At 59.0% G+C, this 21,679-nt stretch carries 22 protein-coding genes and 3 pseudogenes; 10 read left to right on the plus strand and 15 right to left on the minus strand.

Annotated elements, in window-relative coordinates; genetic code table 11:
* From WIT60_RS16115 to WIT60_RS16155, 9 genes and pseudogenes are all read right to left on the minus strand, one after another.
* A partial coding sequence (locus WIT60_RS16115; RefSeq protein WP_339581920.1) for an IS1595 family transposase occupies nt 1-921 on the minus strand: 921 nt, incomplete at its 3' end.
* A gap of 87 nt (nt 922-1,008) precedes the next feature.
* A pseudogene (locus WIT60_RS16120) lies at nt 1,009-1,629 on the minus strand (MgtC/SapB family protein); the annotation flags it as partial.
* Entirely contained in the window at nt 1,626-2,126 is a 501-nt protein-coding gene (locus WIT60_RS16125) for an SRPBCC family protein (RefSeq protein WP_339584878.1), read from the minus strand. The gene WIT60_RS16125 and the pseudogene WIT60_RS16120, both read right to left, overlap by 4 nt.
* A 2-nt stretch (nt 2,127-2,128) precedes the next feature.
* A complete protein-coding gene (locus WIT60_RS16130) occupies nt 2,129-4,495 on the minus strand; it encodes a heavy metal translocating P-type ATPase (RefSeq protein ID WP_339584889.1) in 2,367 nt (788 codons plus the stop codon).
* A 118-nt stretch (nt 4,496-4,613) separates the two neighbouring features.
* Entirely contained in the window at nt 4,614-4,922 is a 309-nt protein-coding gene (locus tag WIT60_RS16135; protein ID WP_083505947.1) for a heavy-metal-associated domain-containing protein, read from the minus strand.
* A 90-nt stretch (nt 4,923-5,012) separates the two neighbouring features.
* On the minus strand, nt 5,013-5,651 hold the full coding sequence (locus WIT60_RS16140; RefSeq protein ID WP_339584879.1) for a methyltransferase family protein: 639 nt from the start codon (nt 5,649-5,651) through the stop codon (nt 5,013-5,015).
* Entirely contained in the window at nt 5,648-5,920 is a 273-nt protein-coding gene (locus WIT60_RS16145) for a DUF2933 domain-containing protein (RefSeq protein ID WP_339584880.1), read from the minus strand. The genes WIT60_RS16140 and WIT60_RS16145 overlap by 4 nt, the downstream gene beginning before the upstream one ends.
* A gap of 27 nt (nt 5,921-5,947) precedes the next feature.
* A complete protein-coding gene (locus WIT60_RS16150; protein ID WP_445207714.1) occupies nt 5,948-6,379 on the minus strand; it encodes a hypothetical protein in 432 nt (143 codons plus the stop codon).
* Between the two features lie 88 nt (nt 6,380-6,467).
* Nucleotides 6,468-6,809, minus strand: coding sequence for a copper-binding protein (locus WIT60_RS16155; RefSeq protein ID WP_058087342.1), 342 nt, complete (start codon nt 6,807-6,809; stop codon nt 6,468-6,470).
* A gap of 257 nt (nt 6,810-7,066) precedes the next feature.
* Here WIT60_RS16155 and WIT60_RS16160 point away from each other — a divergent pair, with 257 nt between their 5' ends.
* Both WIT60_RS16160 and WIT60_RS16165 read left to right on the plus strand, forming a co-directional pair.
* Nucleotides 7,067-7,750 carry a heavy metal response regulator transcription factor gene (locus tag WIT60_RS16160; RefSeq protein ID WP_339584882.1) on the plus strand — a complete coding sequence of 228 codons (684 nt, stop codon included), beginning with the start codon at nt 7,067-7,069 and terminating at the stop codon, nt 7,748-7,750.
* A complete protein-coding gene (locus WIT60_RS16165) occupies nt 7,751-9,127 on the plus strand; it encodes a heavy metal sensor histidine kinase (protein ID WP_339584883.1) in 1,377 nt (458 codons plus the stop codon). It begins immediately after the preceding gene.
* Between the two features lie 63 nt (nt 9,128-9,190).
* On the opposite strand, the gene copD is transcribed toward WIT60_RS16165, so the two are convergent.
* From copD to WIT60_RS16185, 4 genes are all read right to left on the minus strand, one after another.
* Nucleotides 9,191-10,114 carry a copper homeostasis membrane protein CopD gene (gene copD / locus WIT60_RS16170; RefSeq protein WP_339584884.1) on the minus strand — a complete coding sequence of 308 codons (924 nt, stop codon included), beginning with the start codon at nt 10,112-10,114 and terminating at the stop codon, nt 9,191-9,193.
* 3 nt (nt 10,115-10,117) lie between these two features.
* Nucleotides 10,118-10,507 carry a copper homeostasis periplasmic binding protein CopC gene (gene copC, locus WIT60_RS16175; RefSeq protein ID WP_058087361.1) on the minus strand — a complete coding sequence of 130 codons (390 nt, stop codon included), beginning with the start codon at nt 10,505-10,507 and terminating at the stop codon, nt 10,118-10,120.
* 225 nt (nt 10,508-10,732) lie between these two features.
* On the minus strand, nt 10,733-11,707 hold the full coding sequence (locus WIT60_RS16180; RefSeq protein ID WP_339584885.1) for a copper resistance protein B: 975 nt from the start codon (nt 11,705-11,707) through the stop codon (nt 10,733-10,735).
* Between the two features lie 26 nt (nt 11,708-11,733).
* The gene (locus tag WIT60_RS16185) at nt 11,734-13,566 is read right to left on the minus strand and encodes a copper resistance system multicopper oxidase (RefSeq protein WP_339584890.1); all 1,833 of its coding nucleotides are present in this window, start codon (nt 13,564-13,566) and stop codon (nt 11,734-11,736) included.
* Nucleotides 13,567-13,780: 214 nt separating this feature from the next.
* On the opposite strand from WIT60_RS16185, the pseudogene WIT60_RS16190 reads away from it, so the two are divergent.
* A pseudogene (locus WIT60_RS16190) lies at nt 13,781-14,024 on the plus strand (transposase); the annotation flags it as partial.
* A gap of 296 nt (nt 14,025-14,320) precedes the next feature.
* Here WIT60_RS16190 and WIT60_RS16195 read toward each other — a convergent pair.
* Nucleotides 14,321-14,962 (minus strand): SOS response-associated peptidase, encoded by a 642-nt coding sequence (locus tag WIT60_RS16195; protein WP_339584886.1) that lies wholly within the window; start codon nt 14,960-14,962, stop codon nt 14,321-14,323.
* A 33-nt stretch (nt 14,963-14,995) separates the two neighbouring features.
* On the opposite strand from WIT60_RS16195, the gene WIT60_RS16200 reads away from it, so the two are divergent.
* The 7 genes and pseudogenes from WIT60_RS16200 (at nt 14,996) to WIT60_RS16230 (ending at nt 20,665) form a co-directional block, all read left to right on the plus strand.
* Nucleotides 14,996-15,436: a LexA family protein gene (locus tag WIT60_RS16200; protein WP_339584887.1), complete on the plus strand. Its 441-nt coding sequence runs from the start codon at nt 14,996-14,998 to the stop codon at nt 15,434-15,436.
* An 11-nt stretch (nt 15,437-15,447) separates the two neighbouring features.
* Nucleotides 15,448-15,765: pseudogene (locus WIT60_RS16205) on the plus strand (Y-family DNA polymerase); the annotation flags it as partial.
* A gap of 465 nt (nt 15,766-16,230) precedes the next feature.
* A complete protein-coding gene (gene phnC, locus WIT60_RS16210; protein ID WP_020200553.1) occupies nt 16,231-17,049 on the plus strand; it encodes a phosphonate ABC transporter ATP-binding protein in 819 nt (272 codons plus the stop codon).
* Between the two features lie 2 nt (nt 17,050-17,051).
* Nucleotides 17,052-17,912: a phosphate/phosphite/phosphonate ABC transporter substrate-binding protein gene (phnD, locus tag WIT60_RS16215; protein WP_004629229.1), complete on the plus strand. Its 861-nt coding sequence runs from the start codon at nt 17,052-17,054 to the stop codon at nt 17,910-17,912.
* Nucleotides 17,913-17,924: 12 nt separating this feature from the next.
* Nucleotides 17,925-18,722, plus strand: coding sequence for a phosphonate ABC transporter, permease protein PhnE (gene phnE / locus WIT60_RS16220; RefSeq protein ID WP_009238668.1), 798 nt, complete (start codon nt 17,925-17,927; stop codon nt 18,720-18,722).
* Between the two features lie 24 nt (nt 18,723-18,746).
* Nucleotides 18,747-19,757, plus strand: a complete 1,011-nt coding sequence (locus tag WIT60_RS16225; protein ID WP_009238667.1) for a phosphonate dehydrogenase — start codon at nt 18,747-18,749, stop codon at nt 19,755-19,757.
* A 14-nt stretch (nt 19,758-19,771) separates the two neighbouring features.
* On the plus strand, nt 19,772-20,665 hold the full coding sequence (locus WIT60_RS16230; protein WP_339584888.1) for a LysR family transcriptional regulator: 894 nt from the start codon (nt 19,772-19,774) through the stop codon (nt 20,663-20,665).
* On the opposite strand, the gene WIT60_RS16235 is transcribed toward WIT60_RS16230, so the two are convergent.
* Nucleotides 20,637-21,593 (minus strand): IS1595 family transposase, encoded by a 957-nt coding sequence (locus tag WIT60_RS16235; protein ID WP_103826989.1) that lies wholly within the window; start codon nt 21,591-21,593, stop codon nt 20,637-20,639. The two genes, WIT60_RS16230 and WIT60_RS16235, sit on opposite strands and share 29 nt — an antisense overlap.
* Nucleotides 21,594-21,679: the final 86 nt, after the last annotated feature.

Below are 21,679 nucleotides of genomic sequence, written 5' to 3' on the forward strand. Positions count from 1 at the left end.
TTCCTTGATGGGCTTTGCTCTCACGACGTCGACGATGAGACTTGCGACCAGACCACGCAGATCGAAGCGGCGGTTGAACCTGTAGGCGAAGCCAGCAAGGTAGTGCTCGGCGTACTTGCGGTAGTTCAGGGCATGGAAGGCTCCGGCCAACGTGGTCTTGAGATTGCCCAGCACGGTGTTGACCCACTTGAAGCTGGGCAGGTCGCGCGGCTTGAGGGAGCCGACCACCATCGGGAGGTGAAGGCAACCGGCATCGGCCACCGCACTGAAGCAGGCCAAACCATCGCTGTGCACGCTGGTGCCCGGTGCCAGATTGGACTTGGCCCACTTGCTGATCGCTTCAGAGGTGAACCCTCTGACCACATTGAGCTTGATGAACATCGGATGCCCGTGATCATTGACCGAGACAGCCGCGACAAAGGGGACCTTGTTCTCGGAGCCCCGACCGACTTTGCCGCCTGTGCGCTCGCCTCCGAGGTAAGCGTCATCGAGTTGCACCGTGCCGCTGAGTTGGTGGGTGGCGTCTTGCGAGGCCATGGCCCGGTTGATCTTCTGATGCAACAGCCAGGCAGTGGGATAGCTCACGCCAAGCTGACGCTTGAGCGCCAGGGCAGACAGGCCGGTTTTGGCCTGACTGATGAGGTAGATGGCCAAGAACCAGGTCGTCAGGGGCAGTTTGGTGTGTGCCATGAGACTGCCTGCGGTCAGGGAGGTCTGATGCCGACAGCCATTGCACTGGAAGAGCTTACGGACACCGTGGCCGACCACATAGTGATCACTGCTGGAGCAGCGCGGACAGCGAAATCCCTCAGGCCAGCGCGCGGCCTTGATCGCTTCGGCGCACTGTGCCTCGGTGCCAAAGCTACGAAGGAATTCCGGAATCGACATGCCGTGCTGGAACTGAATCTGGTTGAAGGCCATGGTGCTCACCCCACTGTAAGAAGACCACAGATTAGTGAGTCACAAGCTCATGGGGTGAGCCTCGCTGAGGCAGGTTTCTAATCAGGTCCCTCTTTGGGCACCTGTAAAACGCATGGCGAAGTGGCCCGCCAGAGACAGCCCGGCGATCAGGATGACCGCCCACCACAGCTGATAAGGGTTCAGCGCGCCATACGGCCCCAGCCCCGCATTGGGCAGGTAGGGCAGGACGACCACAGACAGCACCAGCAGTTGCAGTGAGGCCGTCAGCTCGCGGTGCTCGATCAACCTCAGCCAGCCATGAAGCGTGGGTTTGAGGTCCAGCAGCACGGCCACGATGACCGACGCCGCAAGCGCCAGGGTGATGTCGCCGTGTGCTGCAAAGGCACCGAGCACCAGCGTGAGCAGCATCGCTACGGCCGTGGTGGCACTGAGGTTGCCCGACAGTGTGGCCGCTCGGGTGTAGGACACCGTCAGCAGCAGGGACAACCCGAGCAGCGCCCCCAGCAATGGCCAGGGGCCGAAGTCCGGCTGCAGATGACCGAGCACGCCGCCAAGCAAACCCGTCAGCGCGAAGGTGCGCAGACCCGCGACCCGGCCGCCCTCCGGAAGTTCGCGATCGTGCCAGCCCCGCTCCAGCCCGATCACCAGGCCAACGGCGAGTGCGGCGATCAGGCCCGGGGCATTCGGCGGCAGGCCAGTTCCGTTCATGGTCGCTCCCCGCCGAAGGCCTGCGCAGCCTCCCGCACCATCTGCCTCACGCACCAGTCGGCATAGACGCGGCCGAGCGGCTCCCGAAGCCAGCGCGGCACGCCACGCGCCGGCAGGTCGTAGTCGCTCCAGACTTTCAGGTCAACCTTGCTGGCGACCGGCCTCAGGTCGAAGCCCATGCGGTAGCGCCCGATCACGAGCAATTTCGGCTCGCTGAGGGTCTCCCAGGCCTTGCGGTGCGGGGGCACACGCTCGATCACCGCTTCCTCCAGCGTCAGGTTCACGCCGAGCACACGGCCAGCCATGCGGATCACGGAGCCAATGGCCTGGCCGTGGCGCGTGTCTGTCTCGGTGCGCATCAAGGCGCCTGCCATCATGGCTGTGCGCCGGCCCATGTGCGCCCCGATGCGGGCCGGATCGTCCAACAGCGCAAACACCAGCTCCACCGGCGAGGCGAACGTGGCCGTCGCCTCCCGATGAAAGCGGTAGGCGCTCATCGTCAATGGGCACGCCGCAGACGTAGGGCGTTGCCGATGACTGAAGCCGAACTGAAGCTCATCGCCAGCGCGGCGATCAGTGGCGAGAGTAGCCAGCCCGTCAGCGGGTACAGCACACCGGCCGCAATCGGAATGCCCAAGGCGTTGTAGAGGAAGGCAAACATCAGGTTCTGCTTCATATTGCCCACGGTGTCCTCCGACAGAGAGCGGGCGACGGCTATGCCGCGCAGATCCCCCTTGACCAGCGTGACCTGGGCGCTGTTCATCGCCACGTCCGTACCAGTGCCCATGGCAATCCCAACGTCGGCTTTGGCCAGCGCCGGTGCATCGTTGATGCCATCACCGGCCATCGCCACGACTCGGCCTTCCTTCTGTAAACGAGCCACCAGCTCTAGCTTGTCTGCCGGCTTGACCTCGCCATGCACCTCGTCAATGCCCAGCCGTGCGCCGACCGAGCGCGCCGTGGTCAGACCATCCCCGGTCGCCATCACGATGCGCAGTCCGGCCGCCTTCAGCGTGGCGAGCGCCTCAGGTGTGCTCGCCTTGACCGGATCGGAGACTGCCAGCAAGCCCGCCAGCTGACCGTCGACCGCCAGGTGCATCACGCTCGCGCCCTCCGAGCGCAGCGCCTCCGCCTGTGGCACCAGCGCCTGGACGGACACACCGAGCTGGTCCATCAACGCCGTGTTGCCCAGAGCCAGCTGGCGTGCGCCGACCTGGCCCCGCACACCGATCCCCGAGCCCGACTCGAAGTTCTCCGGCTTGTCCAGGGACAGGCCGCGCTCGCGTGCCGCGCGCACGATGGCGTCGGCCAGCGGATGCTCGCTGCCTTGGTCCAGGCTGGCCGCCAGGCGCAGCACCTCGGCCTCGTCGAACCCCGCTGCGGCCACCGCACGGTCGAACGCCGGTCGCCCTTCGGTTAGCGTGCCGGTCTTGTCGATGATCAGCGTGTCAATCTTGCGCAGGTTCTCGATCGCAGCAGCGTCGCGGAACAGCACGCCATGTGTGGCCCCGCGACCGGTGGCCACCATGATCGACATCGGTGTGGCCAGCCCCAGCGCGCAAGGGCAGGCGATGATCAAAACCGCCACAGCGTTGATCAGTGCATAGACCCAGCTCGGCTGTGGACCGAAAAAGCCCCAGACAAAGAATGTCAGCAGTGCGATCGCAACCACGGCCACCACAAAGTAGCCAGCGACCAGATCGGCCATGCGCTGCATCGGTGCCTTGGAACGCTGCGCCTGCGCCACCATCTGTACGATCTGCGACAGCATGGTGGCCGAGCCGACTTTCTCTGATCGCATCACCAGCGCGCCATTCGTGTTCAGCGTCGCGCCGATGACACTGTCGCCCACTCGCTTAGTCACCGGCACCGGCTCGCCAGTTAGCATGGACTCGTCCACTGCGCTGCTGCCCTCTGTCACCGTGCCATCCACCGGCACTTTCTCGCCGGGACGGATGCGCAGCAGGTCCCCCACGTGCACATGGGTCAGCGGCACATCCTCCTCAGTGCCGTCGGGACGGATGCGGCGTGCCGTCTTGGGTGCCAGGCCCAGCAGCGACTTGATCGCGGCCGAGGTCTGCGAGCGGGCCTTGAGCTCCAGCACCTGCCCCAGCAGGGTTAGCGAGATGATGACGGCGGCCGCCTCGAAGTAGACCGCGACCCGACCCATGGAGATGAACGAGTCCGGAAAGACCTGTGGAGCCACGGTGGCGACCACGCTGTAGACAAAGGCGGCGCCGGTGCCCAGGCCGATCAGGGTCCACATGTTGGGGCTGCGGTTAACAACCGACTGCCAGCCCCGCGAGAAGAAAGGCCAGCCAGCCCACAGCACGATCGGCAGCGACAACACCAACTCAATCCAGCTCTGCACTGCCATATCGAACCAGTTGAGCCGATGGCCGGCCATCGCCAGGATCGTCACCACCACTGTGAGCGGCAGCGTCCACCAGAATCGGCGGCGAAAGTCGCTCAGCTCGGGGTTCTCGTCCTCCTCCAGCTCAGGGATCAGTGGCTCCAGTGTCATACCGCACTTGGGACAGCTGCCTGGATGGTCCTGCCTGATCTCGGGGTGCATCGGGCAGGTGTAGATCGCCGCGGGCGTCGACGGCGCAGGCGCAGTGGACGCCGGCGCAGCATCGGGCGACTGCACATAGCGCAGCGGATTGGTCGCGAACTTACTCTGGCAGCCAGCGCTGCAGAAATAGTAGGGTCGTCCTTCGTGGACGAGCGTGTGAGCAGACTGCTCGGTCACTGCCATGCCGCAGACAGGATCCTTCAGTGACGGCGCGACCTCCGCCCCTTCAGGCGGGTGATCATCACCGTCAGAACCTGCGTGATGGTGGTTATGGTGGGCGTGTTCGTGCATGGTCTCGTTTTCCATATTCATTCTTCTGCATTGGCGCCCAACCAGGTGCGCCATGGTCGGCTTGTCGGCCCGTTGCCGTCACCATCGTCCGCGGGTAAGCCTGTCAAACTGACGGAACTCAGTGTCCGCAGCAGCACCCTCGACCTGTGCGAGCGCCACTGCCACAACTGGTTGCGGCGTTTTCGGGTTCACTGCGCAGCCCGTCCAAGGCCAACGCAACTGACTCCGCTGGGTAACCTGCCGCCGCGAGGGCTTGCAACAGCACTGGCTGCACCGTGTCAGCCGCATCGACGCTGGCGCGCACCAATCCGCTTTCAAGCTCCACCTCGGCGCTGTGCACCCCTGCCACGCCCAACGCGGCCTTGCTGACACGCGAGACACACGCGCCGCAGGTCATGCCCGTCACCTTCAGTTCGATCTGTTCCATGCTTCACTCCTATCAGCAAAGATCACCTGGTTGGCGGCTACCAGCCAGCCGTTCGTGTCACCCGCTTCATGGGGGAGACCACCCAATGGGTCATTTCGATTGCAGTCGCGGAATGAACCTGGGCGTTTTCTGCGCATAGCGTTCGAACTCATCGCCAAATCTTGCTCGCATTTCTGCTTCTTCTGTGATGGCGAGGCGCCCATACATGGCCAGCAAAATCGGGAACATGATCAGCGTCAGCAAGGTGGGCCACTGCAACAAAAAGCCAAGCAGGATCATCACGAAGGCGACGTACTGCGGGTGCCGAATGCGTGCATAGGGCCCAGATGTGGCCAAGCTGTGGCGGCGCTGTGCGTGATACAGCACATGCCAGGACTTGGATAACAAGTAGAAGCCATAGCCGAGGAAAATGTAGCTGCCGATGTGAAGGATGCCGAAATGCGGATTCCCCTTCTCGGCCAGGAGCGTGGACCACAAATGGCCAGCGTTGTGGGAGAGAAGATCAAGACCCGGGAATCGCGTCTGGAGCCATCCTGACAACAGGTAAATCGTCAGAGGGAAACCATACATCTCTACAAACAAGGCAACGATGAACGCGGAAAAGGCACTGAAGGAGCGCCAGTCCCGCGCAGTCGCCGGCTTGAAAAAGCTGAAGGCGAACATGATGAAGATCGCCGAATTGAAGATGACCAGAGACCACAGGCCATACGCAGGCTCTGCATGATTCATGACGGCTCTCCTGGCTTGCGAGATGCCTTGCTGCCCGAGGTGTCAGACTTGCCCGAGTGATGATGGTGATGACCATGCCCGCCATGCATGAAGACGTGCATCAGGGGACAGGCCAAAAGAAGCAGGTAAGGCAAAACGCCCACCACATGGGCCAAATGCTCCGTCAGCAGAAAGTAGGCTGCGACCCCACCAATCACGACCAAACCGATGGCATAGCGTGTCGTCCAGAAGCTCGGGGGCGAATCATTGCCCTGGTGTTGGTGGTTCATCGCGACTCTCCGATCAATTGATGCGAATCAGTTGGCCGGAGCCGGGGGCATACGATCCATCATCATCTGCATCATGGACTCCATCATGTCCATGCGTTTTTCCATCATTTGCTGACGGCCGGCCATGTCACCCTTCATGCCATTGCCGCCCATCTGCTTCATCATGGTCATGCCTTCCTGCATCGTCTTCATGTGCTCGGCCATCAGTGCCTGACGCGCTTCAGGGGTTTGGGCTGACATCATCTTTTCGTGCATGGCTTGCATCGACTTCATGTGCTGGTCCATCGCCGCCATCTTGTCCGCCCTCATGGCTTTCACTGGCGCTTTTTTGACAGGCCCTGCCGCCGAAGCTGCGCCCGCTGGATGGTGGGCTTGATGTTCCTCGGCAGCCTGTGCGAAGGCCCCCATCGATGCCGTCGCGGCACAGAGTGCAATCAGAGTCTTGCGAATGTTGGTAATGGTTTTCTCCTGTCAGGGTTTGAAATCAGCCGATGCCCGTCCTGGCTCCAGGAGACATGGCGACTACAGCACGCAGGGTCAGCGTTTTTTATTGGGCAGGCTGGATATCGGTGACCACCAGCTTTCCGCCCTCGTTCACTACCATGAACTTGACCTTGTCTCCCGGCTTGACTTGGGACAGCAAGCTCTTGTCCTTCACCGTGAACACCATGGTCATGCCTGGCATGTCCATGTGCAGGATGTCGCCATGTTTGATCGTGATCTTGCCGTTGGCGACGTCCAGTTTCTTAATCTCTCCGTCGGTCATGGCGGCCGGATGCGACATGCCCATCTTGCTGTGATCCATGGCTGTTTGAGCAAAGCTGCTCACAGGTATGACCACACTCAGGGCCAACGCAGAAATGGTCAGCAGTTGGTTGATTTTGTTCATGGTTTCCTCTGATGAATACGAGTAGCTGTATATGTCGATGCTGTCGCGTCAGGGCATGTCAACAAGCCAAAGAGCACCCTTCTGGTGTGATGGACTCGACATGCACTCCTTGTCTGCGACGCCGTGAACTCTAGGACTCATTCTGAAGAGTTATTCCTGACAAAAAACCATCCAAAAAATTACAAATTTGTTATCTACATGTCAGGGGCGCTAAAGCTCGTCACACTATCGTCACGCCAGTGAGAGGGGAGACAAACATGCGAATCTTGATCGTCGAAGACGAGCCCAAAACCGGTGAGTACCTGCGCCAAGGCTTGCGTGAAGCCGGGTTCGTTGTTGATCTCACCCAGAACGGGACCGATGGCTTGCATTTGATGGAGCACAGCGAGTTTGCCTTGGTGATTCTGGATGTGATGCTTCCGGGCCTGAACGGTTGGCAGGTTTTGCATGCCATGCGCGAACGGGGGCTGCAGGTGCCGGTCATGTTCCTGACCGCGCGAGATCAGGTGGAGGACCGCGTGAAGGGCCTGGAGTTGGGCGCCGAGGACTACCTGGTCAAGCCCTTCTCATTTGCCGAGCTGTTGGCACGCGTGCGCATCATCTTGCGGCGAGGTCGCAGCGGGAACGAGCCCACAAGACTGAAGGTGGCTGACCTGGATTTGGATTTGCTGCGTCGGCGTGTCTCGCGCGCGGGCAAGCGCATTGATCTGACGGCCAAGGAATTTGGGCTTCTCGAACTCTTGATGCGACGTCAGGGTGAGGTCCTCCCTCGCTCATTGATCGCGTCGCAGGTGTGGGACATGAATTTCGATAGCGACACCAATGTGATCGAGGTGGCCATGCGGCGTCTGCGCGTGAAGATCGACGAGGGGCACGATGCCAAACTGATTCAAACGGTCCGTGGCATGGGCTATGTGCTGGAAGCGCCGGAGGATCAGTAAGTGCTGCGCCATCTTTCGCTGACCAGCCGCCTGACTGTGTTTTTCACGATCGTGGCGGCCACCGTTGTGCTCGGTTTGGGTTACTTGCTCTTGCTGGCAACGGATCAGCATTTCAAGGAGCTTGACCGTACGACCTTGGAAGACAAGCAGCACTTGATCGACGAAATTTTGACCAAGTCCAATTCACTTGGAGACGCGCGCTCCCGGCTGAGTGAGGCACTGAATCATCATCATGGACTCCATGTGCTGGTCAAGGTACCAGGTGGTGATGTGATCTTCCAAACCAATGGTTTCGGCGATCTAGCCAAGGACTTCAGCGCAGACAGCATTCAAGGCGGCCACGCGCAGCCCACCAGGGAACACGGGGAAGGTGACTTTCACGCAGTCCACTCTCAATCATCACCCGGGTACGATCAGGTCAAACGATTAGATGTCACGGTTGCGATTGAGACAGCACACCATCAGAAGTTTCTGACCGAGTTGCAAGGCAAACTGGTGATCTACGCCGTCATTGCAACGCTCATCAGTGGTGTTCTGGGTTGGATCGCTGCGCATCAAGGCATGGCCCCGCTTCGCGACATGAAGACAAGAGCGGCTGGGGTGACGGGCCAACAACTGGAAAGGCGCATGCCTGTTGAGGCCGTACCGATTGAGATGGCTGACCTGGCACGCGAGTTGAACCAGATGTTAGGCAGGCTTCAGGAGGACTTCCTGCGCCTGTCAGAGTTCTCATCGGACCTGGCCCATGAACTGCGCACCCCCATCAGCAACTTGCTCACACAGACGCAGGTGACGCTCTCCGCCGACCGGGATGCACCTACCTACCGCGACGTCCTCGCATCCAACGCCGAAGAGTTGCAGCGCCTGGCTCGCATGGTATCGGACATGTTGTTCCTGGCCAAGACCGAGCGAGGCGTTGACCTGCCCAACAAGGAGCGTTTCTCGGCGGCACGTGAAGTACAGGCACTGTTGGAGTTCTATGACGCTGTTGCCGATGACAAACGCATCTGCTTGAGCACTCACGGCGATGGACAGATTTACGGTGACCGGTTGATGTTTCGTCGCGCCGTGAGCAACCTGCTGTCGAACGCACTCCGCCATACGCCGAAAGAGGGTGTCGTTCAAATTGCCATTGTTGCGTCAGCGAAAACCACCGAGATCACAGTTGAGAACACGGGCCAGGATATTGATCCTCTTGTGTTGCCAAGGTTGTTTGACCGCTTCTATCGCGCAGATCCTGCAAGATCGCATCCTGACTCTGATGGAACTGGGCTTGGCCTGTCGATTACAAAGGCCATCGTTGAAGCCCATGGTGGCAATGCCTCGGCCCGATCAGGAGGCGGTAAAACGCAATTCACCTTGTCATTTCCACACTGACAGGCGTCAGACCTCAGTGGCTTTGGTCGGCAGGTTGGGGTTCACGTAATCGCGATGCGACCGTCATTGGGTTGGAGAAAGAACGCCTAGCCATGCAACACATGCGATAACAAGGACCACCATGCATGCCTCAATGACCAGGCTGCGACGCAACAGTACGGCCGCTTGCGCATGATCTCCTATGCTCAGCGCCACTTCGAGTCGCGGGCTCAACTGGAAGCGGTTGGCAGCTGCCAATCCGAGCATGCCGATGAACAATGCGATCTTCAGTGCGAGCAGGCCGCCATAGAGCGTCGTGAAAATCGGCTTGACTGACGCACCCACGATCAGCAGATAGTTGACGATGCCCGTCACGACCAGCGTCGACACGATCACGGTGCCAACCTGCGCAAAGCCATTCGACAGCCGGCTCAGAATCTCGACAGATTCGTTCGTCGTTGCAGCCCGATACATCGCCAGCATGACGAAGGCAAAAAGTGCCCCGATCCAGGCGCCGGCCGCCAACAAATGGGCGATGTCAGACCCCAGGTGCAGATAGCCCTGAGCCCCTTCACTCATCGCGCCGTGTCCGGACCAAGCCAACGTTGCGAGTGCCAGAGCGCTCAAGGCGGTCGAGCCAATCAGCCGGTGCACTGTGCGCAGCTTCGACACGGCGAGACCGACGCATGCAACAAGGGCCAGCAGACGAACCGACCAGGCAATGCCCACAGCCGTCTCCGAAATGATCATCTCGAAGACGTTGCTGTTCAGCTCTCCATAAGTGGCAGCGCCGGACATGGCCTTGGCGAGCACTGCCATGGCGCCGAGCGATAACGCGATGCCCACGAGCGCACCGGCAAAAGCTGCGCGGGCGAAGCGCTGCGCGACGAGGGACGAACGACTGTCCAGACGAAGTGCGTACACACCGAACAGGGAGACACCAAAGGTCGCGCCCAGATCCATGTACACCGCGAAGCGCAGCGCAATGTTGAGCCAATCGTCCGTCATGGCTCACTTCACCTGGAAGGTAAAGCTTCCCTTGACTGGGTGGGTGTCCGAAGAGACGGCCCGCCATTCCACGCGGTAGTCGCCGGCGACCAAGGGGCTGGCGGGAGTGATGATCATCGTCTTGCCATCGCTGGCACCAGCGACGCTGGCGTTGATCTTCATCGCGCCGTGGTTCGGCATCCCCGGCATGCCGGTCATGATGAGATTCGCGCCCGAGAATTGCGTGGTCAGCGTTTCGGAAAACTTCAATTCGATTTTCGCGGGAGCCGGGCCCTGGGACTTGTCCGCCGGTGAGCTGGACAACAGTGCCGGATGGGCAAATGCTGCCGTTGTAGCGAACAAGGCGGAGGCGACAGCAAGGGTCGCTTTGGAGAAGAGGTTTGAGAGCGTCATGAATAATCCCATGCAGTGGGAGTGATGGAGGGAAAAGCAGAACGTGGGACTTGAAGGTCCTTCGAATTCTTCAACATCGGAAACCGAGGGGGGAGATATCCACCAAATCATGATTGGCATGCCGCTCGGTCAGGCAGCAAATTGCTGGCTGAGGTGTCACGGTGAGTTTTCATCATGATTCCCAGTTTGGTTAGGGGCAAGTGGATGGGTGCGCCAGAGGCGCTGTCAGAACCAGAAACGCAGGCCAGCCACGAAGCGTGTTTGCTTTGCTCGTCCGCCTTCGGCGCTGACGTAGTCGGCCGTCTTCCCGAACGAGCCCGCACGCTCGATGCCGATGTAGGGCGCGAATTGGCGGCTGATCTCGTAGCGCAACCTCAGCCCGGCCGATGCCTCGGCTAGGCCGCTGCCGATGCGCCGCTCGGGATCGTCCTTGCCGTAGAACTGCGTCTCGACCTTCGGCACCAGGATCAGTCGTTGCGAGATTAGCAACTCATAGCTCGCTTCGAGCCTCAAGGCCGTCCTTCCGCCATTGCCCACATAGGCGGTAGCGTCCAATTCGAACCAGTAGGGCGCCAGCCCCTGCATGCCGAAGGCCAGCCATTGGCGACTGGGGCCTTCACCGCTGTCCAGCCGCACCCCAACCTGGGTGTCCCAGTACGAGGCGATGGCGCGGTGCCATAGCAGCTCGGTACGAGACTCCTCAAGCTTACCGTTGGAGATGGCGCCTTCGGCTTTCAAGGCCAGGCGGTTGTAGGTCGTACCGTACCAACCCTGGAAGTTGTAGGCCGTGCTGTCGCCCCCCTTGCGGGTGAATTGACGCTCCAGGGTTTCACCGAGGAGCGAACCGAAGCGGTGCTCGTCGGCCAGCATCAGGCGAGGAACGCCAGGAACTGCATAATCGCCTTCGCCGAGCTTCAGGCCATTGGAATAGGCATGCGGGTCGCGCGCGTCCGCCGGCGCCGAGCCGCCCTGCATCTTCATATCGCCGTGGTCCATGGCCGGGGGCGCATCGCCTTGCGTAGTGCTATGCCCGGCGTGAGGGTCTGCCGCAGTCGGGGCAGGCGCCGTATCTGGCTGCTCCGAGGTTGCACCGTGGTGCGCGCTGTGGTCCTCGGACGCGGCAGTCTGGGCATGCGCGTTCACGGTGGTCAACGTTGCTACCAGCATGGCCAACGTTGGGAGATATCCTGGTTTGAACATTTTGGGGTTCCTTTTCTCGCTGGGACTCACGACACCACGACCTCGCGGAACATGCCTGCGTCCATGTGGAACATCAGGTGGCAGTGCCAAGCCCAACGTCCGAGTGCGTCGGCCGTCACAAGGAAGCTGATTCGCTGCGCGGGTTGCACAGGCAAGGTGTGCCGACGTGCGAGGAACTTGCCGTCAGGGCTCTCCAGCTCGCTCCACATGCCGTGCAGGTGCATGGGGTGCGTCATCATCGTGTCGTTGTGCAGAATGACCCGCAGGCGCTCGTTGTGGCGGAAGTGCACGGGCGTGGAGTTGCCGAACTCCAGCCCGTCAAGCGACCAGGTGTAGCGCTCCATGTTGCCGGTCAGGTGCAGCTCGACCTCACGCTCAGGGCCTCGGCTGTCCATCGGTCCTGACGGCGTGTGCAGGTCGGCGAGCGTGAGCACCCGACGGCCATTGTTTCGCAGGCCGATTCCAGGGTCGTCCAGGTTGGTGCGCGCCATGTCGACACGCATGTCCGTGCTCGCGCCGTATTCCGTGCGCGCGTGGCGTGCCAGAGTCGACGGAATCGCCAGACTGCCGGCGGCCGCCGCGTGCTTGCTGTGATCCATGGCCATCGCGCCGTGGTTCATGCCCTGCATGGCGCTGTGATCCATTCCGGCCATCCCCGCCATGCCGGTCATCTCCATGCTCTCGCCTTCTGCTGAGCCATGGTCCATGCTCCCCATCATGTCGGCCATGCTCAACCACTGGACGGGATCGAGCGCAGGCACAGGTGCCTGCAGGCCCTCGCGCACAGCCAGCGTGGCGCGCGCATAACCGGTCCTGTCCATCGCTTGCGCGAAGATCGTGTAAGCATCGTCTCGGGGCTCTACGATCACGTCGATCGTTTCTCCAGGGCCGAAGCGGAATTCGTCCACAGTAATGGGCTCAATGTCCACCCCGTCGACATGCACAACCTTGAGCTTCAGGCCGGGGATGCGCACGTCATAGAAGGTGTTGCCCGCGCCGTTGACCATGCGCAGACGCACCCGCTCGCCAGCCTTGAACAACGCCGTCCAATTGCCGGCCGGCGTGACGCCGTTGGTAAGATAGGTCAGGGTCTGCGCAGATAGATCGGCCAGATCAGTCGGATTCATGCGCATCTCGTTCCACATCTTGCGCTTGGCGAGTGAAACCTGCAGTCCATCGCGGGACACATCGCGGAAGAAGTCGATGGCGGTCGGCTGGTTGTAGTTGTAGTAGTCGCCCTGAGCCTTCAGCTTGGCGAAGACCCGCATCGGATCCTCGTCGGTCCAGTCCGAGAAAAGCAGGACATGGTCTCGGTCAGCGCGGATGGTCTGCGGTCCGGCAGGATCGATGATGATGGCACCGTACATGCCTGTCAGTTCCTGGAATCCGGAATGCGAGTGGTACCAATAGGAACCGCTTTGCTGGACCTTGAAACGGTAAGTGAAGGTCTCCCCGGGGGCGATACCCGGGAAGCTGATACCGGGCACACCGTCCATCTGATACGGAAGGATGATGCCATGCCAGTGGATAGAGGTAGCCTCGCGCAACCGGTTGGTCACCCGGATGGTCACCTCTTCGCCCTCGCGCCAGCGCAGGGTCGGCGCTGGCAGGGATCCGTTGATCGTCGTGGCGATGCCGGGCTGACCGGTGAAGTTGACTGGCGACTCGGCGATCACCAGGTCAAAAGTATTTCCGCGCAGAACGGGCGCAGTGCCGCGGTTGAGTTGACCTGCCTGCGCGAGCGCCTTCATCGCCGGTAGCGACAGGCCGCTGAGTACACCACCAGCGGTCAGGCCCTGGACAAAGCGGCGACGGCTCAAGCCGGCAGATGGGAAGACAAGAGGGTTTCGAGGTGCCATGTCGGGTTTCCTAGAGATGCCATTTTGGGTGTTGCTCCTGGGTGCCACCTGGGGCACCCACCTTGGCGCAGTATGCAATAGCTTACGGAGGCGGACCTTTCCCTTGAATGACCTGCGCATTACATTCGCGTAATGGTGCGGAAGGTCTGGATAAATCGTCCGAACACGTCCGTGGCACCTGCGTGGTTGCCTGAGCTCATTGAGCCCATGAAGCATGGCGAGCGTTGGGTGGGGAACTTCGACGAGACGCACGCGGCATCGAAGTTCCTCGATGGTCCGAATTGGTAGAGTTGATCGCTCCCTACATGTCAGAAGGCAAACGTGGCCTTCCGCGGATTCCGGTGGAGTAGCAGCTGTGCATCCACTTCATGCAGCAGTGGTTTACGTTGAACGATCTGGCCATGGAAGAAGCGTCGCATGACATGCCGCTGTTCCGTTGCTTCACTGGCCTGGGTGACTAGAACGACCGCTTGCCCGTGCATAGCGCAATTTCATAGCGGGCGATCCAACTTACGCTACGGATCGGCTTGAGCCGGTCACTCTGCGCAGAGCGACCATTCAAACCGGCTTGCTGCCTGCAGTGCCGTCGAGCGACTGGTGTCAGTTGCAAAGCAGTCGGTTGAGGCCACCGGCCCTCAATGTTCGCTATTGGCGGTCGCTGCCGTCCAGGAATCACCCGCGAATATCGCGGATCAGCCTGGAACTGACATTGATTAGCACCCCGTGACCCTCCGCTGCTTGCCGAAAGCAGAGCTCAAACTGAAGCTGTCAATCTTGCCGGATCAAACTGCTTCAGCAGGGTGCGTGGCTCCGCGTTGCGCTCATCCAGCCAACTGTCATAGTCCGTCTCTTCCAGGATCACCACCATCCGCTTCTCATCTTCCTGTCTATGGAAATTGCGCATCAACGGGTGCTCATCGGCATTGACCGTCAACATGCTCATGCTTCGGATGATCGTGCCATCAGGCGCACGCCAGCCTGTCCAGATGCCGGCAATCCCCATGGGTTGACCATCGCTGCGGGCGATGCGTGTGGGCACTGCACGTCCTGACCGCCAGTCAGGCTCGTAGAAAGCCTCTGCCGGAATGATGCAGCGCCGCCCCAAACGCCAGGCATCCCGGTAACTGGGCTTGGTAGCGACCGTCTCGCTGCGTGCGTTGTAGGTGCGCTTGCACACCGTGGTGTCTTTGGCCCAGTGAGGAATCAGGCCGAACGAGCCGACCATCGCTTCACGCCATGGTGCAACGCCCTCTTCTTGCGGGGGCTCTTTCGGACGCCGGATGAACAGCCCCGTGTAGCCAGGCCAGACATCTGCCTTCGCCCCCTCGGGCATTGCGACCTGAAACGCCTGCTTCAGGCGTTCGGGTTTGTTCACGGCTTCGTAGTGGGAGCACATGGACAAAATGGTAGGCCACCTTATACTGGATGGATGCACAGTGTTTGTGATTTCAGCCAACCCGTTCCGCTTGCAGACTCTGGACTGACGCTGCCCTTGGCGGGGGACAAGGTATGCGCGGGCTTTCCGTCGCCGGCAGAGGACTTTGCCGTCAAACGCATCGACCTGACGCAGGAGCTGGTCACCCACCCCCAGGCAACCTTCCTGCTGCGTGTGAGTGGCGAGTCCATGCGCGAAGCGGGGATCTTTGATGGCGACATGCTGGTGGTTAACAAGGCGCTCAAGCCTCGTCACGGTCAGGTGGTCGTGGCCGTGGTGGACGGCGAGTTCACCGTCAAGTACCTGTACCAACGCGCCGGGCGCGTGAAGCTGAAGGCGGCCAACGCCACCTACCCGGACATCACGCCCAAGGACGGCCAGACGCTGGAGGTGTGGGGCGTTGTCACTGCCAGCATCAAGCGCTTCCCCACCTGAGGAGGTGCGCCATGTATGCGCTGGTGGACGGCAACAACTTCTATGTGAGTTGCGAACGAGTGTTTCGGCCCAGCCTGAATGACAGGCCGGTGGTCGTGCTGTCGAACAACGACGGGTGCGCCATCGCACGCTCCAACGAGGCCAAGGCCCTCGGCATCAAGATGGGCGAGCCCTGGTTCAAGATCCGCCACCTGGAGGAACAGGCCAGCCTGGTCGCCTTGTCGGCCAACTTCACGCTCTACGGCGACATGAGCGACCGGATGATGAGCTTGGCTGCAGGGCTGGGTCCCACACAGGAGATCTACAGCATCGACCTAAGTGCACCAGGCTACTGTTGCGTTTCCTTTGAGAAGGAAGTCGTTGACTGGTGTTGCGATTAACCGAGTAGGGCTGTTGCGTTTCATTGGCAGTGGCGACCATTGCCCGGAAGCCAAGTGGGCACCCGGATGAGTATTTTGGAGCAAACCCACTAGGCGTTCGCACAACAAGCCCTCCACCGATTTCCATCCCAAACTCATCAACGATTTGCATTCAATCCCGCCACCTTCACCACGCAGAACTTATCTAACAGGTCAAAGCTAAAGGGGCTCAATGTCGCAAATCGACCCATAGCAGACGTCTATATTTGGCATAGATAGCACAACTTATTTCCCTCACAGGCACCCGCGACCATGCCACAAAAATGACATCAACGAGTCATCAGGGTGTCATATCACGACATTACCATCGCTGCAATTCAGATTCGTAATCAGGTCATCATTTTTGATTACGAATTCAAATCTGCCGGAGGTGTCATGATCGAACTACAGAATGTCTCAGTCAGTTATGGTGATGCGATTGCACTGTATCCCACCACTCTCAAACTCCATCAGGGACAGTTCACCGTATTGCTCGGATCTTCCGGCGCTGGAAAATCCACGCTACTTCGCTGTATTAATTCGCTGCATGCGTCGCAGCGCGGCACCACCATTGTCGCCGGCTTAGGAAATTTGGCGAACTCGCGTGCATTGCGCATGCATCGCCGACAGACTGGCATGGTGTTTCAACAGCATCAATTGATTGGCCGACTGACGGCTTTGCAAAACGTTTCGATGGGCCGAATGGGCTACCACACGGCATTACGCAGTCTATTCCCCCTCCCGGCGAAGGATCAATCCATATGCTTGCAAAGTCTGGACCGAGTCGGCTTATTGCACAAAGCCTTAAGCCGTGTCGACGCATTGAGCGGCGGCCAGCAGCAACGCATCGGTATTGCCCGGGCTCTGGCTCAGCAACCTAAACTGGTGTTGGCTGATGAACCGGTAGCCAGCCTCGATCCTGCTACTGCAGAGCGAGTGCTAAGTCTGCTGCACCGCATTTGTAAAGAGGACGGGATTTCGGCGGTCGTCAGCCTGCATCAGGTAGACCTCGCTCAACGTTATGCCGACCGTATTATTGGCCTGTCCCATGGCCGAGTCATTTTTGATGCCGCCCCGCAGACTTTGGATCAAGCCAGTTACGACACGCTGTATGAACAAGTACCCCGTTCTTCTTTGAGCGTTCCACAAGACGCTCGAGAGGAACGGCTTATCGATACTTCATTTCCCATGCAACTTGCTACCGTAAAGGATTGATTATGAAAAAACTCGCATCCGCATTAATGTCTGTCTTGCTTGCCGCCGTCTGCAGCATTGGCCATGCATCATCCAATCCCGATCCAGAAACGCTCAAAGTTGCGCTGCTGCCGGACGAAAACGCATCGACCGTAATTAAAAACAACAAGCCGCTCGAAATCTATCTGGAAAAAGAGCTGGGAAAGAAAATTGAGCTGGTGGTTACCACTGATTACTCGTCAATGATCGAAGCCATGCGTCACGGCCGTATCGACATGGCATATTTTGGCCCCTTGTCGTATGTGCTGGCTAAGCAAAAGAGCGACATCGAGCCATTCGCAGCGATGAAGCAAAAGGGTAGCACTACCTACCAGTCCGTATTGATCGCCAATACTGGCGCCGGCATCGCCAAAATCAGTGATATCGTCAACAAGAATGTCGCTTACGGTGATAAGGCATCCACCTCCAGCCATTTGATTCCGAAGTCGATATTGGCGGAAAACGGTTTGAAAGCCGGCGAAAACTATCGCGAACACTTTGCCGGTGCGCATGACGCGGTGGCCATGGCCGTGCAAAACGGTCACGCGCAGGCTGGCGGCTTGAGTAAGCCGATTTTTGAATCCCTGGTTCAGCGCGGACTGGTCGATCCCAACAAAGTAAAAGTTCTTGCCGAATCGAAGCCATATCCGCAATACCCGTGGACCATGCGCAGCAATCTGAAGCCGGAACTGAAGGAAAAGATCCGTGCAGCCTTCTTGAATCTCAAAGATCCGGAAGTCCTGAAACCTTTCAAAGCCGATGGTTTCGGCCCGATCAGCGACAAAGACTATGACGTGGTGCGCAGCCTTGGCACACTGCTCAAGCTCGATCTGTCGAAGTTCTAAGTGAGCGACAGCATGCAAGCTGATTTTGGTTTGATTCTGGCCGAGCGCCAGCGCGTATGGAACCGCACGATACTGCAGTTTGCCGTTGTGCTGGCGATTGTGATCGGTTGCTGGTATTACGTCGGCCTATTTGATGCCGAGCGATTGAAGGATGGCATGCCAAGCCTGGTAAAAATTGCCGGCGAGATGTTCCCACCGAACTTCTCGCAGGCTGGCACCTGGGTCAAACCGGTACTGGATACCTTGGCCATGAGTATCGCCGGCACGGCAATCGCGGTATTGCTATCCATTCCCTTAGGAGTGCTCGCCGCGCGGAATACTAGCCCTCATCCACTCGTGTATCAAGCCACACGCGGCCTGTTAAACGCTTTGCGATCGATACCCGAACTGATCATGGGCATCCTGTTCGTGGCAGCCGTTGGCTTCGGCGCATTGCCGGGTGTTTTAGCCCTAGGCTTACATTCGGTTGGCATGATCGCCAAATTTTTTTCGGAATCGATCGAACATGCCGATCCGGCACCGGTAGAAGCCGCGCATGCAGCGGGCTGCACGCCATTGCAGGTGATTTTTCATGGGATCTTTCCCCAAGTGCTTCCGCAAATGGCCGATACCGCGATCTATCGATGGGAATACAACTTCCGTGCTTCGACCGTGATGGGCATGGTCGGCGCCGGTGGAATCGGGTTCGAGCTGATGGGCTCTCTGCGCATCATGCAATACCAGGATGTCTCGGCTATTTTGCTGGTTATTTTAGGCATGGTTACCCTCGTCGACGCCTTCAGCTCCTTCCTGCGTCGCAAGTTCAAATAACTCCCAAAGCTTACAAAGGTTTTTATGAAGCCCAAAGTCGTCCTCACCCACTGGGTGCACCCGGAAATCATCGAATTGTTGTCCGCTAGCGCCGATGTTATCCCCAACACCACACGGGAAACCTTGCCGCGTTCTGAGGTAATTGCGCGAGCCAAAGATGCGGATGCACTCATGGCTTTCATGCCGGACAGCATCGACAGCGCGTTTCTCGAGGAATGTCCAAAGCTGCGTGTCATCGGCGCCGCGCTTAAAGGCTATGATAACTTCGATGTCAACGCCTGCACACGCCACGGTGTATGGCTTACGATTGTGCCGGATTTGCTTACGATCCCGACCGCTGAACTGACTATCGGCCTTCTTCTCGGTTTGACAAGGCATATGCTGGAAGGCGATAGGCAAATCCGTAGCGGACACTTCCAAGGCTGGCGGCCGACACTATATGGCTCTGGTTTGACAGGAAAAACGCTTGGCATCATTGGTATGGGGGCGGTCGGCCGTGCAATCGCCCAGCGCTTGGCTGGCTTTGAAATGAATCTCTTGTATTGCGATCCGATTCCGCTCAATGCCGAACAAGAAAAGGCTTGGCACGTACAGCGCGTCACGCTCGATGAACTGCTCGAAAAATGTGATTATGTCGTGCCGATGGTTCCGATGGCCGCAGAGACACTGCATCTAATCGATGCCACCGCGTTGGCCAAGATGAAAACCGGTAGCTACCTGATCAATGCATGTCGCGGCTCGGTCGTGGATGAGAATGCGGTGATAGCAGCACTGGCGTCTGGAAAACTAGCTGGATATGCAGCCGATGTCTTCGAGATGGAAGAATGGATACGCGCTGATCGCCCGCAGGCTATCCCCAAGGCGCTGCTCGACAATACGGCACAAACGTTTTTTACGCCGCATTTGGGATCGGCGGTCAAGGAAGTTCGGCTTGAAATCGAGCGGCAGGCAGCGATGAACATCATCCAGGCACTCGCTGGTGAAAAACCGATGGGCGCGATTAATCAGCCGTATCCGGGAGTAAAGGCGGCGTGATAGATCTGGAGCGTGTGGCGACGTTCATTGCCGTCGTCAAATGCGGGGGCTTTCGCGAAGCGGCGAAGCAAACTGGATTGTCCCAGCCAACAGTAACGCAGCATATCAAGCGGCTGGAGCAGTCTTTGCAGGCCCGGCTGATTGACCGCGCAACAATGCCGCAAAGCCTGACATTGGAGGGAAAGATTTTTTTCCCCTATGCGGAACAATTGCTCCGTACTAGCCATAAGGCTACGGCAGCCCTCCACAATAAAAGCCTGGTCGTTGGTGCAAGCTCCAATATCGGCATTTATCTTTTACAACCCTATATCAAGGCGCTCCAAGATAAATTAGCAAACAAGATCGATGTGAGGATCGGCAAAAATATCGAGATTGCCGCTTTGCTGGAAACGCTTGAAGTGGATGTAGCGGTAATGGAGTGGTGGGACTCACGTCCTGGGTTCGTCTCAACAGTATGGCGGCGCGAGAGGATGGTTGTCATTGTTCGCCCCGGCCATCCTTGGGCTGCCGAGTCGACCATTCCACTTAAGTGGTTAAAATCCCAGAACTTGCTTGGAGGCGAAGCGGCTACCGGAACTGGGCGCCTACTACAACAATATGCCGGTGCCGACTCGGCAGAGTTCACAGTGGGTATGCAGTTAGGTAGCACCGAGGCGGTCAAACACGCGGTCCACGCAGGGCTAGGAATCTCGCTTGTGATGGAAAGCGCGGTCAAGCATGAACAGGCAAGCGGATGGTTACATGCAATTCCGATTGAAGAAGATGTTTACAAAGATCTTTATCTCGTACATCGCTCAGAAACTTCGTTAAGCGGTCCGGTGGCAAGCCTTGCAGATTTGATTCTCCATTCTCCGGATTTAGGCTCAATAGAATACCTGATTAGAAACGTGCCTCAGCATGCGACCTGACCGTCTTTTCCTTGATGGGCTTTGCTCTCACGACGTCGACGATGAGACTTGCGACCAGACCACGCAGATCGAAGCGGCGGTTGAACCTGTAGGCGAAGCCAGCAAGGTAGTGCTCGGCGTACTTGCGGTAGTTCAGGGCATGGAAGGCTCCGGCCAACGTGGTCTTGAGATTGCCCAGCACGGTGTTGACCCACTTGAAGCTGGGCAGGTCGCGCGGCTTGAGGGAGCCGACCACCATCGGGAGGTGAAGGCAACCGGCATCGGCCACCGCACTGAAGCAGGCCAAACCATCGCTGTGCACGCTGGTGCCCGGTGCCAGATTGGACTTGGCCCACTTGCTGATCGCTTCAGAGGTGAACCCTCTGACCACATTGAGCTTGATGAACATCGGATGCCCGTGATCATTGACCGAGACAGCCGCGACAAAGGGGACCTTGTTCTCGGAGCCCCGACCGACTTTGCCGCCTGTGCGCTCGCCTCCGAGGTAAGCGTCATCGAGTTGCACCGTGCCGCTGAGTTGGTGGGTGGCGTCTTGCGAGGCCATGGCCCGGTTGATCTTCTGATGCAACAGCCAGGCAGTGGGATAGCTCACGCCAAGCTGACGCTTGAGCGCCAGGGCAGACAGGCCGGTTTTGGCCTGACTGATGAGGTAGATGGCCAAGAACCAGGTCGTCAGGGGCAGTTTGGTGTGTGCCATGAGACTGCCTGCGGTCAGGGAGGTCTGATGCCGACAGCCATTGCACTGGAAGAGCTTACGGACACCGTGGCCGACCACATAGTGATCACTGCTGGAGCAGCGCGGACAGCGAAATCCCTCAGGCCAGCGCGCGGCCTTGATCGCTTCGGCGCACTGTGCCTCGGTGCCAAAGCTACGAAGGAATTCCGGAATCGACATGCCGTGCTGGAACTGAATCTGGTTGAAGGCCATGGTGCTCACCCCACTGTAAGAAGACCACAGATTAGTGAGTCACAAGCTCATGGGGTGAGCCTCGCTGAGGCAGGTTTCTAATCAGG

It is taken from the genome of Aquabacterium sp. G14 (genome assembly GCF_037482285.1).
In the GTDB taxonomy this organism is placed as follows: Bacteria; Pseudomonadota; Gammaproteobacteria; order Burkholderiales; family Burkholderiaceae_C; genus Aquabacterium.